14 protein-coding genes are annotated in these 13566 nt (G+C 53.9%); 3 read left to right on the forward strand and 11 right to left on the reverse strand.

The window, feature by feature from the left end; genetic code table 11:
• Positions 1–225: 225 nt before the first annotated feature.
• The 11 genes from SMC3_RS07385 to SMC3_RS07435 all read right to left on the reverse strand — a co-directional run bounded on the left by SMC3_RS07385 (position 226) and on the right by SMC3_RS07435 (position 9468).
• Entirely contained in the window at positions 226–786 is a 561-nt protein-coding gene (locus SMC3_RS07385; protein ID WP_119087186.1) for a hypothetical protein, read from the reverse strand.
• Entirely contained in the window at positions 756–1634 is an 879-nt protein-coding gene (locus tag SMC3_RS07390; protein ID WP_207799716.1) for a M23 family metallopeptidase, read from the reverse strand. Before SMC3_RS07390 ends, SMC3_RS07385 begins: the two co-directional genes overlap by 31 nt.
• Positions 1635–2634: 1000 nt before the next feature.
• On the reverse strand, positions 2635–3426 hold the full coding sequence (locus tag SMC3_RS07400; protein WP_119087189.1) for a PhzF family phenazine biosynthesis protein: 792 nt from the start codon (positions 3424–3426) through the stop codon (positions 2635–2637).
• Positions 3427–3592: 166 nt separating this feature from the next.
• Positions 3593–3733, reverse strand: coding sequence for a hypothetical protein (locus SMC3_RS09405; protein ID WP_165846669.1), 141 nt, complete (start codon positions 3731–3733; stop codon positions 3593–3595).
• Between the two features lie 63 nt (positions 3734–3796).
• Entirely contained in the window at positions 3797–4441 is a 645-nt protein-coding gene (locus SMC3_RS07405; RefSeq protein WP_119087190.1) for a type IV toxin-antitoxin system AbiEi family antitoxin domain-containing protein, read from the reverse strand.
• 107 nt (positions 4442–4548) lie between these two features.
• Positions 4549–5013, reverse strand: a complete 465-nt coding sequence (locus tag SMC3_RS07410; protein ID WP_119087191.1) for a hypothetical protein — start codon at positions 5011–5013, stop codon at positions 4549–4551.
• Complete coding sequence (locus SMC3_RS07415) at positions 4979–6028, reverse strand: helix-turn-helix domain-containing protein (protein ID WP_165846670.1); 1050 nt, start codon at positions 6026–6028, stop codon at positions 4979–4981. The genes SMC3_RS07410 and SMC3_RS07415 overlap by 35 nt, the downstream gene beginning before the upstream one ends.
• A gap of 207 nt (positions 6029–6235) precedes the next feature.
• Complete coding sequence (locus tag SMC3_RS07420) at positions 6236–6430, reverse strand: hypothetical protein (protein ID WP_119087193.1); 195 nt, start codon at positions 6428–6430, stop codon at positions 6236–6238.
• Between the two features lie 148 nt (positions 6431–6578).
• Positions 6579–7307 carry a hypothetical protein gene (locus tag SMC3_RS07425; RefSeq protein WP_126850811.1) on the reverse strand — a complete coding sequence of 243 codons (729 nt, stop codon included), beginning with the start codon at positions 7305–7307 and terminating at the stop codon, positions 6579–6581.
• 159 nt (positions 7308–7466) lie between these two features.
• A complete protein-coding gene (locus tag SMC3_RS07430; RefSeq protein WP_119087195.1) occupies positions 7467–8081 on the reverse strand; it encodes a hypothetical protein in 615 nt (204 codons plus the stop codon).
• A gap of 154 nt (positions 8082–8235) precedes the next feature.
• Positions 8236–9468: a type I restriction endonuclease gene (locus SMC3_RS07435; RefSeq protein ID WP_119087196.1), complete on the reverse strand. Its 1233-nt coding sequence runs from the start codon at positions 9466–9468 to the stop codon at positions 8236–8238.
• A 149-nt stretch (positions 9469–9617) separates the two neighbouring features.
• On the opposite strand from SMC3_RS07435, the gene SMC3_RS07440 reads away from it, so the two are divergent.
• From SMC3_RS07440 to SMC3_RS07450, 3 genes are all read left to right on the forward strand, one after another.
• The gene (locus SMC3_RS07440; protein WP_119089976.1) at positions 9618–11132 is read left to right on the forward strand and encodes a PQQ-binding-like beta-propeller repeat protein; all 1515 of its coding nucleotides are present in this window, start codon (positions 9618–9620) and stop codon (positions 11130–11132) included.
• Positions 11133–11150: 18 nt separating this feature from the next.
• Positions 11151–11567 carry a hypothetical protein gene (locus tag SMC3_RS07445; protein ID WP_119089977.1) on the forward strand — a complete coding sequence of 139 codons (417 nt, stop codon included), beginning with the start codon at positions 11151–11153 and terminating at the stop codon, positions 11565–11567.
• 77 nt (positions 11568–11644) lie between these two features.
• Positions 11645–12802: a WG repeat-containing protein gene (locus tag SMC3_RS07450; RefSeq protein WP_119089978.1), complete on the forward strand. Its 1158-nt coding sequence runs from the start codon at positions 11645–11647 to the stop codon at positions 12800–12802.
• Positions 12803–13566 lie beyond the last annotated feature (764 nt).

Raw genomic sequence — 13566 nt, forward strand, 5'->3', positions numbered from 1 at the left:
TCGTGCGTCTTCTTCCTCACAGCAGGTTGCTTCGTCAGGAACGCTCGTTGCCGTGCGCTTGCAGCAAGCTAAAGAAACCGATCCTGATCTGACAGCAATCGTGAATACCGTCGAAGGACGCGTTGTCCAGATCGTCGATACAACGCAGCTAAAAGGACTTGTGATCAGCGACTTTGCCGGAGCATATGCTGTCGTAGATAAGCAGGGCAGCTAGCCCGGCTGGAGTCATTGACCACTGATAAACGGACCGTCAGATTCCTGCCAAGTTGTACTATAAGTGGCACCTGAAGAGGAACTTGAAGTGATCAGATAGCCGATGACGGACCAGATCTTGGTCTGCTCTGTGCCAAGGAGTTGCCGCAGTCTGAAGACGACGACGTTTTCTTGCTGCGAAAACGTAACCAGAAACAAACGATCCCCATTGTTTGGATCCTTTCCCTCATCCTGGATGGACTGAACATGTGTGATGCTCAGGTAGTTGAATTGAGGCCGCAAATCGAAAGAACCCTCTCCCGAAGCATCCGTTGCAACAAAAGAGGTCAGTGTCTTCTGTGGATCCAGAAGGTCAGAGCGTTTGCCGCTGTCTGCCAGTTTCTGGGCTTGTTGCAGTTCCTCGTGGGAATATGAAATGTGTACCCAGGGATCAGGCGTGACGTACGGCTTTGGCGTGTACCATGGTCGCCAGACGAGAAGCGCAACGCCGAGTACGGCAATTACTGGAATGATGATAAACAAGAGCTTCTTTGTCTTCCTGCTTATATGTATATGTCTCTGTACAGGTTCCATAGCTCGCCTCCACTACTGTAGCATTGATCTGATGATCTCACAGACACACTGGGTGCCAGGAGCGGCAGGGGATTAACTGGCGTACCGTTGTTGCGCACTTCAAAATGCAAATGGGGCCCAGTGCTGAAGCCCGTGGAACCTGACAGTCCTATGACTTCTCCTTTGCTGACCGATTGTCCGGTGTCCACGCCAATGTGGCTCAGGTGGCCGTAGATGGTGGACAGGTGCGTCCCATGACGTATGACGATGCAGTTGCCGTATCCCAGTTTGTTGCCACGCCAGACGACAACACCACGCGCGGCTGCCATGACTGGCGTGCCGGTTGCCGCAACCAAGTCGGCGCCGTGATGTTCAAGCTCCTGGCCAATAATGGGATGTTCGCGCAGGCCAAACGGTGAGGTAACGACAAGTGTTCCAATCAGTGGCGGTGCAAGTTGCTGTGGCGTTGCCAGCAGCAGGACCTGCCACTCCCTTGCCTGGGTCGTAGCACGACGAAAGAAGGCATCCTCCAAAGTCAGTTCGTGTTCCATGGCGGTCGGGTCCTGAGCCGATATCGCGCTCCACGTTGCCTGTTCGGCGTCGCGTGCCCGGATGGAGGCAATCGGATGCTGAATGCTGAACGGTGTGTTGAGCGTCGGAGGCGTGACATCTCCACGTGCAGCCGCCTGCGACCGGTACCACATCAGTGATCCGATCGCAAGGATCAGGACAAGGACAACGGTCAGACATCCTTTTTTGCGCCGATGCATCCGCGGTGGAGATCTGTGTTGTGTCTGGTGAGGATCTGGAACATAGAACCCAGATGAACCGTGGTATGTAGCTGTTTTTCCTGGTTGTTTCCGATCCATGTCCCTTTTGCTCCTCAAAAAGAGTCTCATAAGCAATTTACAGTATCACGTCTTGTTGGCAGTGTTGCAGCAGATAAGTCGGGCGATGAGCCCGGCCCGAGTCATAGACCGCTGATAAACGGACCGTCAGATTCCTGCCAGCTTGTACTATATGAGGCACGTGAAGAGGAACTTGAAGTGATCAGATAGCCGAGGACAGACCAGATCTTAGTCGGTTCTGTGCCAAGGAGTTGCCGCAGTCTGAAGACGACAACATTTGTTTGCTCTGAAAACGTAACCAGAAACAAGCGATCCCCATTCTTTGGGTCCTTTCCATAATCCTGGATGGACTGAACGTGTGTGATGTTTAAGTTGCTGAATTGAGGTCGCAAATCGAAAGAACCCTCTCCTGAAGCATCTGTTGCAATAAAAGAGGACAGTGTTTTCCGTGGATCCAGGAGATCGGCACGTTTGCCGCTGTCTGCCAGTTTCTGGGACTCCTGTAGTTCCGAATGGGCATACTGAAGGCGCGCCCATGGATCGGGTGGAAGAGAAGAATATGGTTTTGGTGTGTACCATGGCCGCCAGAGAAGGAGTGCAACGCTGAATATGGCAATTACTGGAATGATGATGAACAAGAACTTTTTTGTCTTGCTGCTTACATGCATGTGTCTCATCTGTTCTCCGTTTTATGGTGGAGTTACTCCCATTGCTGGGTCAAATGTTTCCAGCAAGCCAAACTTTCCCCTACCCCTCTACGCGCATTTGCCTCATCTCCTCATAGAGGTAACGCAATGGGTTAGATTTTGCTGATGCGGGGTATCCAGAAATAGTTCAGCGCTGCCGACCCCCGGCAGCGCTGAAGGAGGGTGGGAATATGTGTGAGGGTCAGGAGCGGGGCATCAGTGGTGTGATACGTCATTCCCCCCCGAGTATTTCTTTTCAATACGAGGGGTGCTTTCGGCGCATGCAGGAATCCAACCCTACCGTTGTCTGCAGGCGTGTTGTTGCAGGTAATGCCTCAGGGAATGCGCAGGTCTCCTGTGGCCACCACGACCGTTTCGCCCGCGATGAGCACGCGGTCACCTGCCAGGCGTACCTTCAGAATGCCCCCGCGTGAGGAGGCCTGGAAGGCAAGGAAGTCGGTCTTGCCGAGCACGTTGCTCCAGTAAGGCGCCAGGGCAGCGTGTGCAGAGCCGGTGACTGGGTCCTCGAAGATGCCGTCGGCGGGCGCGAAGAAGCGAGACGTGAAGTCATACGGCGCATCACCCGCTCCTGTGACGATGATGCCGGGCAGGTCGATTGCCATCGTGGCTGCACGGTCGGGTGTCAGGGCCCGCACGGCTGCTGCCGACCCAAGGTCGAGCAGCCAGTAGTCGTGATCGTTGACACCGCTCCAACTGGGTGCCGTGTTGATTCTCAGGGCGTCGAGGACCGCTTCGGGGACGGGCGCAGGCGTGGGAGGCAGCGATGGGAAGTCGAGCTCGATCTGGTCTTCCTGGTACCGGGCGGCAAGGTCTCCACTCAAACTGCGGAAGTAGACCTCGCCGTCTGTCACGATACCGGCCTCTCGCAACGCCCGGGCAGTAGCAAGGGTCCCGTGGCCGCACAATGGCACTTCCACCGTCGGCGTGAACCACCGCAGTCGCCAGGCGTCGTTCTCCCACAGGACGAACGCTGTCTCCGACAGGTTCATCTCTCGTGCGATGGATGCCATGACCTCGTCCGCCAGCGGTTCCTGCAGGAGGCACACTGCTGCCGGATTCCCAGCAAATAACCTATTGGTAAACGCATCGATGATGTAGTATTTCATGTTAATATTCTATGACCAGAAGCCTCGTCACGCAATGTCATTGTTCCTGAAACACAATAGCAATGCCTCTGTGAGGTTGTCCTGGAGCCACAGCTCAACTCACCTGCCGTCCCAGTCTGCACTGACGAGATCGTCCAGATGCTCCGGACCATCTACGTACGTTCTGCTACTTGCCGTGGCTCTTCTTGGCCTTCCTTGCCACAGAAAGTGCAATTGCTACGGCCTGTTTCTGAGGACGGCCGGCCTTGAGTTCGGTCTTGATGTTCTCCCCAACCGTCTTCTTGCCATACCCCTTCTTCAATGGCATATCAAACCTCCTCTTCGGCCCCTTTGGCCAGAATGCCTGCAAACGCATCGATGACGCAGTATTTCATGGCAGTATTCTATGCCGGGTCACTCGGCAGGGCAACAAGACATTGCTCTGCATGATCTCCGCTAAGCGCGACGACGGGTTCAGTTCAGCAGCTTTGGCCAGATCGTCACGCTTCACCAGCCCGCGCTGGAGAGCTTGTCGCACAGCCTGCTCAAGAAGTTCGGCAGACACGGTCTCCAGGGAGGCGACATCGATGATGGTTCTCAGGGGCCGCGTGACGCTGTACCCATCCATCTCCTGGATGTCAGTGGCCGCAAGTATGGCACGGTGGATGACGAGGACCTTGGGTATCTTGGCCGACTTCCTGAACGATGGCGGAACCGTCATGTGGAGATGTGCCGGCATAACATCAGAGAGGTCATGGATGGAAAGGGTTGTCTCATGGGAAAACACACCCTGAGGCTTGCCCTTTCGGTTGCTTGACCACAGAGACCACAGCACCAGGTCTGGTCGGTCAGTTGCCGGATAGTCCGCAAAGCGATAGATGCCTCGTTCCTCGCGGATCCAATTCGCCGATGCCGCCTGGTAGTACTGAGTGGCATAGGAGTAACCAGCTTCAAGAGCTTGCTTGGCAGTGAAGTATCCCTGCTGGCGAGAGGCAATGGTTCGTATGTTGCGTTCCGATTCCTGTGTCTTTCCCATTTGCGCAACCCTTAAAATTTTCTTAAGTATTGTGCAATCTCACAGAGAGTCAAGTCGAGAATGGACTGCGTTGCTAGTCTGTGTTCAGGGACATAAGCTTTAGTTGCCTATTCTGGTCTCTCACCGATCCTGACGAGGATGTCAATAGCAGCTTGTCGGGTCTTACTGTCGATGATGTCTGCTGTCACCATGAGATCAAGGAATGCGTCGAAGTTGTAACAAGGCACATTCCGCGTCTGCGCCAGCTTGTGCAGATCGGTGTCATGAGTGGCTAGAGGAATACCCATCTGTTCTGACAGCACAAGGCACGCGACGTCGCATACCGAGACCCCTCGAGTAGTGGCTTTGATCTCGGCGAGAGTCCTCATGCTGTCTGACGTGAGCTCATCGAGTGTAGTACCCTTGTCCTGCAGATCTTGCCAGGACAGTTGAGTGAGGAGTTCGTTGGTGAGCATCAGATCTGGATCGTGAAGTGAGCCCAATCTGAAGGCGGCGTCAACCAGACCGCAATAGTACAGATATATCCAGATATTGCTGTCAATGACCAGGCTCAGCGACGAGTAGATCGGCATGCCCTTCTCCGTTACCGAGAACCTTCTCCAGGCTCCAACCAAGCAGCTCGGCCGCACGCATTCCCGTGACTTCACCCTCAGCATACGCGCGCATGACCATGCGCTCCATCCGCTGTGGCGTCTCGGGCGTCAGTCCGCAAGGAGGTTCTTCTGTCCGCCATCCCTCCAGATTGCGCAGCTTCTGCCATCGAACGTTTTCGGCGGGCGTGATGATCTTGAGGTCCGCTGCGCGGTGAATCCATCCACTCATACTGAGACCGTACTTCGCCTTCAGCAGTTGCAGCTCAACCTTGCTCAGGTGATCGCGGTGCTCACCGAGTTCGCGCATTGCAGTATCAGCAGGAACGAGAAATGCCCCCGCGAAGCGGTTGGCCAGCCCCTCTGGCACCTTACCTGACGGATGTTGCAGGACCAGGTGAGCCAGCTCGTGGGCGAGCGTGAATCGGACTCGATCGACGGGAGCTCCTGTACGAACGACGACGAAGGGCCGACCGTCGGATTCCAGAGCACAGGCATCGAAGTGATCATGCGCAGTCAACTCGATGACCTGGATCTCGTGGTCTTCCAGCAGTGCCACCATGCTCGGAATGGCATCATGGCCCAAGTGCCAATCAGAACGTAGTCTCTTGGCCGCGTCTTCCACATCTGCGGCATCGCTGATACTCAATACGGGCAACTTCAGCTTTTCGTGACGTTGTGCCAGCTCCTCGGCTTCGCTGTAACGCTCTGCCTTGTCCTGAACGGCCGTCATGATGGCCTTGCACTCCTTGACCGCCAGGTCCGAACGCTTGCGGTATGCTGGTTCCGACAGGACAACAGCAGTCGATCGGAACAGTCGTTCCAGGCTGAGATCTAGCGCTTGGCACAGGCGCATGAGGACGCCTGAACTTGGCATGTCCAGATCACGTTCATATTTGGATACAGCAACCCCGCTTACACCCACGATCTCTCCCAGCTTTCGCACGGACAGTCCCTTCTGCTTGCGAGCTACACGTAGTCTGCTGCCAATCTCCATGGCAACGCCTCCCCAGATCGGTTGACCGCATCTCATCACGTTGGTTTACATTATGTGCAGACTGCACATAATGTAAACCGCAATGGGATTAATGTCAAGACCACAGGGATGAATTGCCCTGGAGTCCATACTGACTTCATCCCCGCGCATATGGTCACCAGAGCCTCAGTCCGCCCTCTGATTGATCTGTGTATGCTGGATTGTGTCCTACTTGCCCTTGCCGCTCTCGTTCTTTGTCGGGTCAACCAACGTATAGGTCGACCCCGGCTTCTGAGTCGGCGGCAACGGTTTTCCCTGTACACTGGTAACCTCGGGTCCCTTGCCGCCCCTTGGCCCAATCTCCTCGTATTGACCACTGGCGGGAGTTATGGAGCCTGGTTTCAGTCCTGATGTCTTTCCCATTTGTATCACCTCCTTTCTAGAGAATGGTAGTGCTGAAAAGCCATGGAACAATCAGAGGTTTGCGAGCTTCATGACTTCAGGATGGAAGACATCCCGCATCAATTGACAAATGAGGGAATTTCTCGTGGAGAGAGCCCCGCGGTCGTCGTCAAAGCAGGGGCTTGTCCTGTGCGCCCGGTGCGGTGATGTCTGCTAGGCTCCCGCTTTCCCTCGCAAGTTCATCGGGGAGTCCCTGCTTACACAACAGCTGTATCCGTTCAGGCAGGGTTTGAGGTGCAAGCTGGACCCCGAAGATCAGGCCTCCTAGGGCGGTCATGACGTATCCGATCTCAGCCACGGTCTTCAGAGCCAGCAGCAGGGGTTTGCCTGTCGTGAACAGGCCGACCTCGATCCTCGTAGCTCGCTCAGACTTTATCCACCTGCCAACCGCTAATACACCGTCTCGATTGGGATGTCCTCCGTAGCTTACGGTCCTCTCGTACAACTCCTTCACATAAGTGCTTGGCACGATTCCCCCAGTGGGCAAGGCATCGATAAGGTTGGTAATCTTGAACTTGACCTTGAACTGAGTTTTGTTGGACCGAGTGTCGTAGCGTCGTATCCACACTTTGCCAAGATCAGGTGAGCCCACAATGGCGTGAGCATACACAATGCATTCGATGCACATACGCAGGAGAGCATAGCAGGCTGGCAGTTGGCCGGAGAAGACCATATCGACGGCAGCAACAAAGTAGGAAAAGGCGTAGTTGGTGAGCATGAACACGACTCCCGGTTTGCCGGTGAGCCCAGTAATTAGCCCTGGTGTCATCAAGCCGTTGTGCGCGATGATGATCTCCTCGAATGCCGAATACCAGCTTGGCAGTAATGCAATATTCATCTTGCGATTGTGATCTGCTGCGCCAAGAAGTTCTCGCAGCCCGAAGGCGTTTCTATTGCCGCTTGTTGTCATGTATCGCCTAGCGAGTTCGCCGATGAGACCACTGTCGAGCAACGGCCGAAATCGATACTTCGAGGAGCTGACTGTTCATCACACTGACTATGGCAGGTGGAATAGCAGTCGAATTCCATGGTAGATGATGGGCAGCGACTGAATCAGGACCGCGGAATCTTTCGCTATCGAGACAACCTTGGCGAGACCGGATATGATTCCGGCTGCTGCAAGCCGGTCGCCAGCTTGGAGTTTTGTATTGAGAGTTTCTCGGTTCTTCCGAAGTTCCTGCGATGCGGCCAAGTCAGAGGGTAATTGTCCAACTACTGTGTCGAAGCTGTCTCGCACGATGTTTGCGTCAGCTTCTGAAATGGTGCCGCTGTTCATCTGCACGACTGTAGACTCAATGGCATTGAAATTGCCACCAACGTTGATCGTGTTTGTCTGTATCAGGGATTTCTCCACAGTACGCAGAGCATCCAACGGGGATTCGACGTAATCGGTGCCTTTTGAGGTTAGGGCCAGCAGCGCCTGAACCGTCCCTACCCATTGGGCTGTCAACAGGCCTGCGCTCTGAAGATACCGCAGATCTGGAAGCATCGCGTCATGGTCGACTCCAATAGTCTCGGCGACTTGGATCGAAGGGAAGACGGAGCTGGTAGGTCTTTGGCGGCTGAGATAGTAAATGGCCGCAAGAATCTTCAGGTACTTGTCATCAATCACTTTGGCCTCCTTGGTCCGGGTTCACTCCTCCGAGTATCTCCTCTTTCTTGGGCGAGAGTTCATACAGCCGGAAGACAAGGGAGTCGATGGCGCGATCGACGGCAGCGATCTGCAGCTGAAGGCTAGCTTCTCACTTGCTGCTACTCCAGCCATGTCAGCTTCTGTGAGAGTGCGGCACAAGTTCCGGGGGGACAGACCACACGCGACGGCCTACCTGTTTACCAGTGGAGCGCAGCGTGAACGTGAACTGCTTGCTCGCACACCCCACGTTTGACAAATACTGTGCAAGAGTCTGGTCTTTGATGTCCTGATGCCGCGTGTAGTACAACCACTTCTTCAGCGACTCAAGAGAAATGTACACGTAGTCATCCTTTAGAAACGGCCCGCCTAATGTCATTGCTTCGTTGGCGTCTTCTCCAATCTTAGCTGCCAGCAAATACTCTCTCACAAAAGATTTGGTGCTGTCCTCGAACTGTCCGTCCGTGATACCCTCTGCTGTTTCAGCACACTTGACGATAAGGGTCGCGATCTTCCTCCACTGCTGTCGGTCAAAATCGGGGATCATCTCGCCGACCGTGCTTAGTACCTTGTTGGAGAACTTCCGGAGCTGAACGATGACATCGACTGTTCCGATACGTACGCGACGCGACCCGTTGACCTCCATCCAGAACATCGGGTCGGGGTCAACGTCGTCCTTGACAATGCGGTCGATGTGAAAACCAAGCATGTCGCTGAGATGGCCGAGCATCTCCTGATGTGCTTCCGCAGTCGTTGTGCCGGGCGTTTCCGGATCTCCGAGCGTGGAACACGACTGGGAAATTAAGTCCTCAATGCTCTCCTCGGCATATTTGTCGAACGCGCCATGCAGGATTGCCTCACGGGAGAAGGTGCTGGTGAGGAAGGCCCACTTGTCGGGGTACGCCTCGAAGGTGAAGTACTGGATTCGCGCGGCCGAGGCTCCGTCGTTTGGGTTGGGCTTGATGCGCGTGTCGTAGACGGCAAACTCACGGAAGTTCGTCAGAATGGACAGCGGCAGTCTGATTGAGTACGCATAGCGGCGCAGCTGATAGGCGGGACTGGGGTCGGAACGGAGGTCGACTGACGGTTTCTTGGCCTCCAAGAAGAACTTGCGGCTGCCGCCGATACGAAAGCAGTAATCAGGGGCTTTGGTGCCGCCCTCGATGCTGACCTTGTCCTCTCGGATGACCTCGCGGTACTGCTCGGCATAGCCGGCCGTGTTGGCGACGTCCCAACCCAACAGCTCAAACAGGCGATCGATGAAGTCAGTACGTGTGTTGGCCTCGTCGTACCAAGCACCCTTGTACTGCTCCAGGTGTTCCTTGAAGCGGTCGATCAGTTGGACCAGTTCGTCTGGCAGATTCTCCATGAAGCCTCCTTGTTTAGTATAGTACACAAAACGAGAGACATGCAACCTGGAACAGATCTGTGGGCAAGCCAGCCGTCCAGCTCACTCGGGCTTTCTGTCCTGTCGATTAGCAAAAACATCACCACCGCGTTATATTTGTAGTGGAGGGTATGACCTCCGCTGCGACGCCGCAACGATACGGCGCGCTGACGGCTCTGGTGACCGGGTTCCTGTCCACCATCAGGTCAAGGAATGGGGGGCAGGAAATGACCACGAACAGACAATCACAGAAACGTCCATGGGTCATCACGGGACTGCTCGTGCTGGCACTGCTCAGTATTGCCATGACAGGATGCCGGCACCAGACAGCGTCGGGCACTGTCAATAGCACCTTTGTCGATGTAAACGGTCTCCTTACGGCACCCACAAAAGTCGCCGCATCATACGCCACTGAAAATCTGAACCTGGGCAATGACAGTTGTGCCGGCATACCACAGTTCCTGGATGGTGCGCTATATACCTTCTCGTACCATGACGACTTGACTCAATGGACGACTGCATGGGACCAGGCAACGGGGAAGAAGCTTTGGTCAGTACCGACAAATGCTGACATTTACATATCATCGAACGCAACGTTCACGACAGATGGCAAGTACCTGTTCTTCATCAGGCAAGAATCGCAAGGTGTGCCCGGACAGATAGATCCATTCGTTGTCTATCTTGACAAGGCAACAGGAGTAACCGAACAGGACATTGGCCTTGAGGCAGTTGGAACTCTCTATACCAATGTTCTCAGCAATATCGCTGTAAATGTTGACCAGCAAGATCACACTAAGGACACGATGTATCTCCTATGTGATGAAGAAAGGAGAAATCCATCGCTTGGTAATTACAGTAATGGGATTGAACAAGCAATTGGTCGTGGGGCTGAAATACGGGCGCGGGACATAACAACCGCCGGAATGCTTGATTTCGTCAACTACCCGGTGTTCTCCCCATATTCGGGGGCAAGCAGTCAATTGTTGTGCGACGGGGGGATTCTGTATACAAGTATCCCTGAATCCCCGACTGTTTCTTTGCTTACGGCTATTGATCTCGGTACGAACAAGATATTGTGGACCGAGCAGTTCAGCGGGCACGCAGAGAACCTCGTCAAACAGGGGAACATGTTGATAGTCCCAGTCTCCAGGGACTGGCAAGAACAGCGGATAGATGTATGGACCGTCGGAGCAGGAATCTCCACCACGACGAAGCTGCTGTGGACTCATAAAATTGGGGTGGAACATATTCTGAACCCCATTCACTTCGCTGTCGATCACGCCCATCTTTACATTCAAGATAGCAGTGGAACGCTCATGGCTCTTGACCTTGCAACAGGGAAGGAAGCATGGATACAGCAGTTTGCATCATACAAAACGCCTATCACAGACGGTCCCGATATGGGGAAGTTGTATGACCTCTATCCGGACATGATGCTGACAACGACGAGAGATGTCCTGTACGTTCAGGATGGCGGCGGACTGGTGGCAGCTCTTGACCCAACTACAGGTAAGGAATTGTGGAGCAAGCGCATCTCGCAGGTGGTTTGGGGCCAGACTCATACTGACAACCTGTTTGTGTTGCAACCCGTCGACAAAGGATTCTTTGTCATTGCATCAGATGGCAAAGTCGATCTGTGGAACTAGGCGCAGGAGGCATACATTGTGACGACAACGAAATCCCCTGAGGAGAAATCAACCAATATTCTTACAAGGCGAGGTACCTATTGGACGATTGGCCTCGTGACCTGGGTAACAGCAAACCTGCTGCTGTTCCGGTCATTATACAGGGAGCAGACAGTCACAACAGCAGATGCGGCCTCGCACATACCCAAGGGATTGCCGTTCCCCTTCCTGTATCAGAATCAGACGTGGGAGTTTGGGAGCGAGATAGGACACATGAAGATCGGCTTCTCTGCCGGAAGTACCCATCTTCTGTCTCCTCTCGAGAACCCCACCCACATGATCTGGCCCAACTACTTTCTTGATCTCGTCCTGGTCTGGGGAAGCCTTCTCCTGATCACATTGCTGATCCTGTGGGTGATACAAAAGGTAAGAAGGGCATACCGGACAGGTCTATGAGAAGAAGCTGCGCACTGACGGTGCTGGTGAACGGGTTTCTGTCCACTGTTGAACAACAGGGGAATCGGAGATAAAAAATGAAAACAAACGAGAAAAAGGAGCGCAAGTATTCCAGCCTTAAAGTCATTCTGCCGATTGTTATTGTGCTGGTTTTACTGTTTTCGTCTTTTGCCGTGTACCAGGTGATCAGAACACGTGCTGGCAAGGACGAGAAGGTTGTAGCGCTCATCCCCTACCGAAAGGGTGATAAATGGGGATTCTGCAATCGAGACCGGAAAATGGTCATCCCCACTGTTTATGACAGTGTAGATCTCTTCAGCGAGGGTCTTGCTCCCGTCCACCTCAACAGCAAATTCGGCTTCATCGATACCAAGGGGAAGATGGCAATACCGGCTGCCTATGATGGGGCAGGTCCCTTTGGCGATGGTCTGGCGGGTGTTGTACTCAACGGCAAATGTGGCTACATCGACACCAAAGGGAAGATGGTCATACCGGCAGTCTATGACGACGGCGGAGGTTCCTTCACCGATGGTCTTGCGGCTGTTGGTCTCGACGGCAAATGGGGCTACATCGACACCAAAGGGACCATGGTCATACCGGCAGTCTATGACAGTGTAGATCCCTTCATCAAGGGTCTTGCATCCGTCCACCTCAACAGCAAATGGGGCTACATCGACACCAAAGGGACCATGGTGATACCTGCTGCTTATGACAACGTACTTCTCTTCAGCGATGGTCTTGCGGCTGTTGGTCTCGACGGCAAATGGGGCTACATCGACACCAAGGGGAAGATGGTCATCCCCACTGTTTATGACAGTGTAGGTCCCTTCATCGATGGTCTTGCGCCCGTCCACCTCAACAGCAAATGTGGCTTCGTCGACACCAAAGGGAACATGGTCATACCGGCCGTCTATGACGACGGAGGTCCCTTCATCGAGGGTCTTGCACTTGTTGTACTCGACGGCAAATGGGGCTTCATCGACACCAAAGGGACCATGGTGATACCGGCAGTCTATAACGACGGAAGTTCCTTCAGCGAGGGTCTTGCGCCCGTTAGACTCAACGGCAAATGGGGCTACATCGACACCAAAGGGACCATGGTGATACCGGCAGTCTATGATTGGGCAAATCCCTTCAGCGAGGGTCTTGCGCAAGTCCAACTCAACGGCAAACAGGGACTCAACGGCAAATGGGGCTACATCGACACCAAAGACACACGGTACTGGGAAAACTGACAGAACGAGGGGAGGATTTCCGCTGCGACGCCGTACAGATGTGGCGCGCTGACGGCGCTGGTGACCGGGTTCCTATCCACCATTGGATCAAGAAGGGAAGACGGAGGGCAAGAGATGAACATGAACAAACAACCACAGAAGCGTCGTACCGCTCGCATAATCACAGTCGTGCTTCTTGTGGTGGTAGTTGGCCTCATGTGGCTAGGATCGAACAGTCACCTCTATCCTGGCGAAGCGGTCTCTAATCCGCTGTTTCTCTGGATGATTCATACGCGTGTCTCTCGGTCTCAAGCCATTGCCGTTGCGAAGGATTCACTAGCAAACCCCAAGTTGTCATCCTTCTCTGTGCCATTCAGTAAAGGATATCTGCGTTTGACAGCAGATCGTTGCACTACCCTTCTTGTCAGACTAACTCCACCAGATGGATTTATGTCGGATACGGACCACTACATGTGGGATATTTTACTGCCCGCAGAAGTAGTAACAACTTACAGCCCTCACAAATTTACAGGCGTTGTCCATGTGTATATTGGCGCTGACTCCGGGCGAACTGCGGCTTACGTCCACGATAGCGTGATTGACCAATGGAGGATTGTGTACGGTTATCCGCCAGCGTCTCTTCAGTCTCCGTTCTCGTTCTAGGCTAACCGGACGCTGAACGGGGTCAGGTCTACATATTTTGCAGGACAGCTCATGTCAGATGGAAGAGCCCATGGCTGTGCACTTGGAATGAAGAATTAAGGTCTCGGTATAGGTGTCAAAGT

The sequence above is a fragment of the Candidatus Cryosericum hinesii genome, assembly GCF_003570985.1.
In the GTDB taxonomy this organism is placed as follows: domain Bacteria; phylum Caldisericota; class Caldisericia; order Cryosericales; family Cryosericaceae; genus Cryosericum; species Cryosericum hinesii.

What these genes read in the sequence shown, in the direction of transcription:
- SMC3_RS07385 (WP_119087186.1), bottom strand. Translation starts at nt 786, where the DNA reads ATGGAACCTGTACAGAGACATATACATATAAGCAGGAAGACAAAGAAG.
- SMC3_RS07390 (WP_207799716.1), bottom strand. Translation starts at nt 1,634, where the DNA reads ATGGATCGGAAACAACCAGGAAAAACAGCTACATACCACGGTTCATCT.
- SMC3_RS07400 (WP_119087189.1), bottom strand. Translation starts at nt 3,426, where the DNA reads ATGAAATACTACATCATCGATGCGTTTACCAATAGGTTATTTGCTGGG.
- SMC3_RS09405 (WP_165846669.1), bottom strand. Translation starts at nt 3,733, where the DNA reads ATGCCATTGAAGAAGGGGTATGGCAAGAAGACGGTTGGGGAGAACATC.
- SMC3_RS07405 (WP_119087190.1), bottom strand. Translation starts at nt 4,441, where the DNA reads ATGGGAAAGACACAGGAATCGGAACGCAACATACGAACCATTGCCTCT.
- SMC3_RS07410 (WP_119087191.1), bottom strand. Translation starts at nt 5,013, where the DNA reads ATGCCGATCTACTCGTCGCTGAGCCTGGTCATTGACAGCAATATCTGG.
- SMC3_RS07415 (WP_165846670.1), bottom strand. Translation starts at nt 6,028, where the DNA reads ATGGAGATTGGCAGCAGACTACGTGTAGCTCGCAAGCAGAAGGGACTG.
- SMC3_RS07420 (WP_119087193.1), bottom strand. Translation starts at nt 6,430, where the DNA reads ATGGGAAAGACATCAGGACTGAAACCAGGCTCCATAACTCCCGCCAGT.
- SMC3_RS07425 (WP_126850811.1), bottom strand. Translation starts at nt 7,307, where the DNA reads ATGAATATTGCATTACTGCCAAGCTGGTATTCGGCATTCGAGGAGATC.
- SMC3_RS07435 (WP_119087196.1), bottom strand. Translation starts at nt 9,468, where the DNA reads ATGGAGAATCTGCCAGACGAACTGGTCCAACTGATCGACCGCTTCAAG.
- SMC3_RS07440 (WP_119089976.1), top strand. Translation starts at nt 9,618, where the DNA reads ATGACCTCCGCTGCGACGCCGCAACGATACGGCGCGCTGACGGCTCTG.
- SMC3_RS07450 (WP_119089978.1), top strand. Translation starts at nt 11,645, where the DNA reads ATGAAAACAAACGAGAAAAAGGAGCGCAAGTATTCCAGCCTTAAAGTC.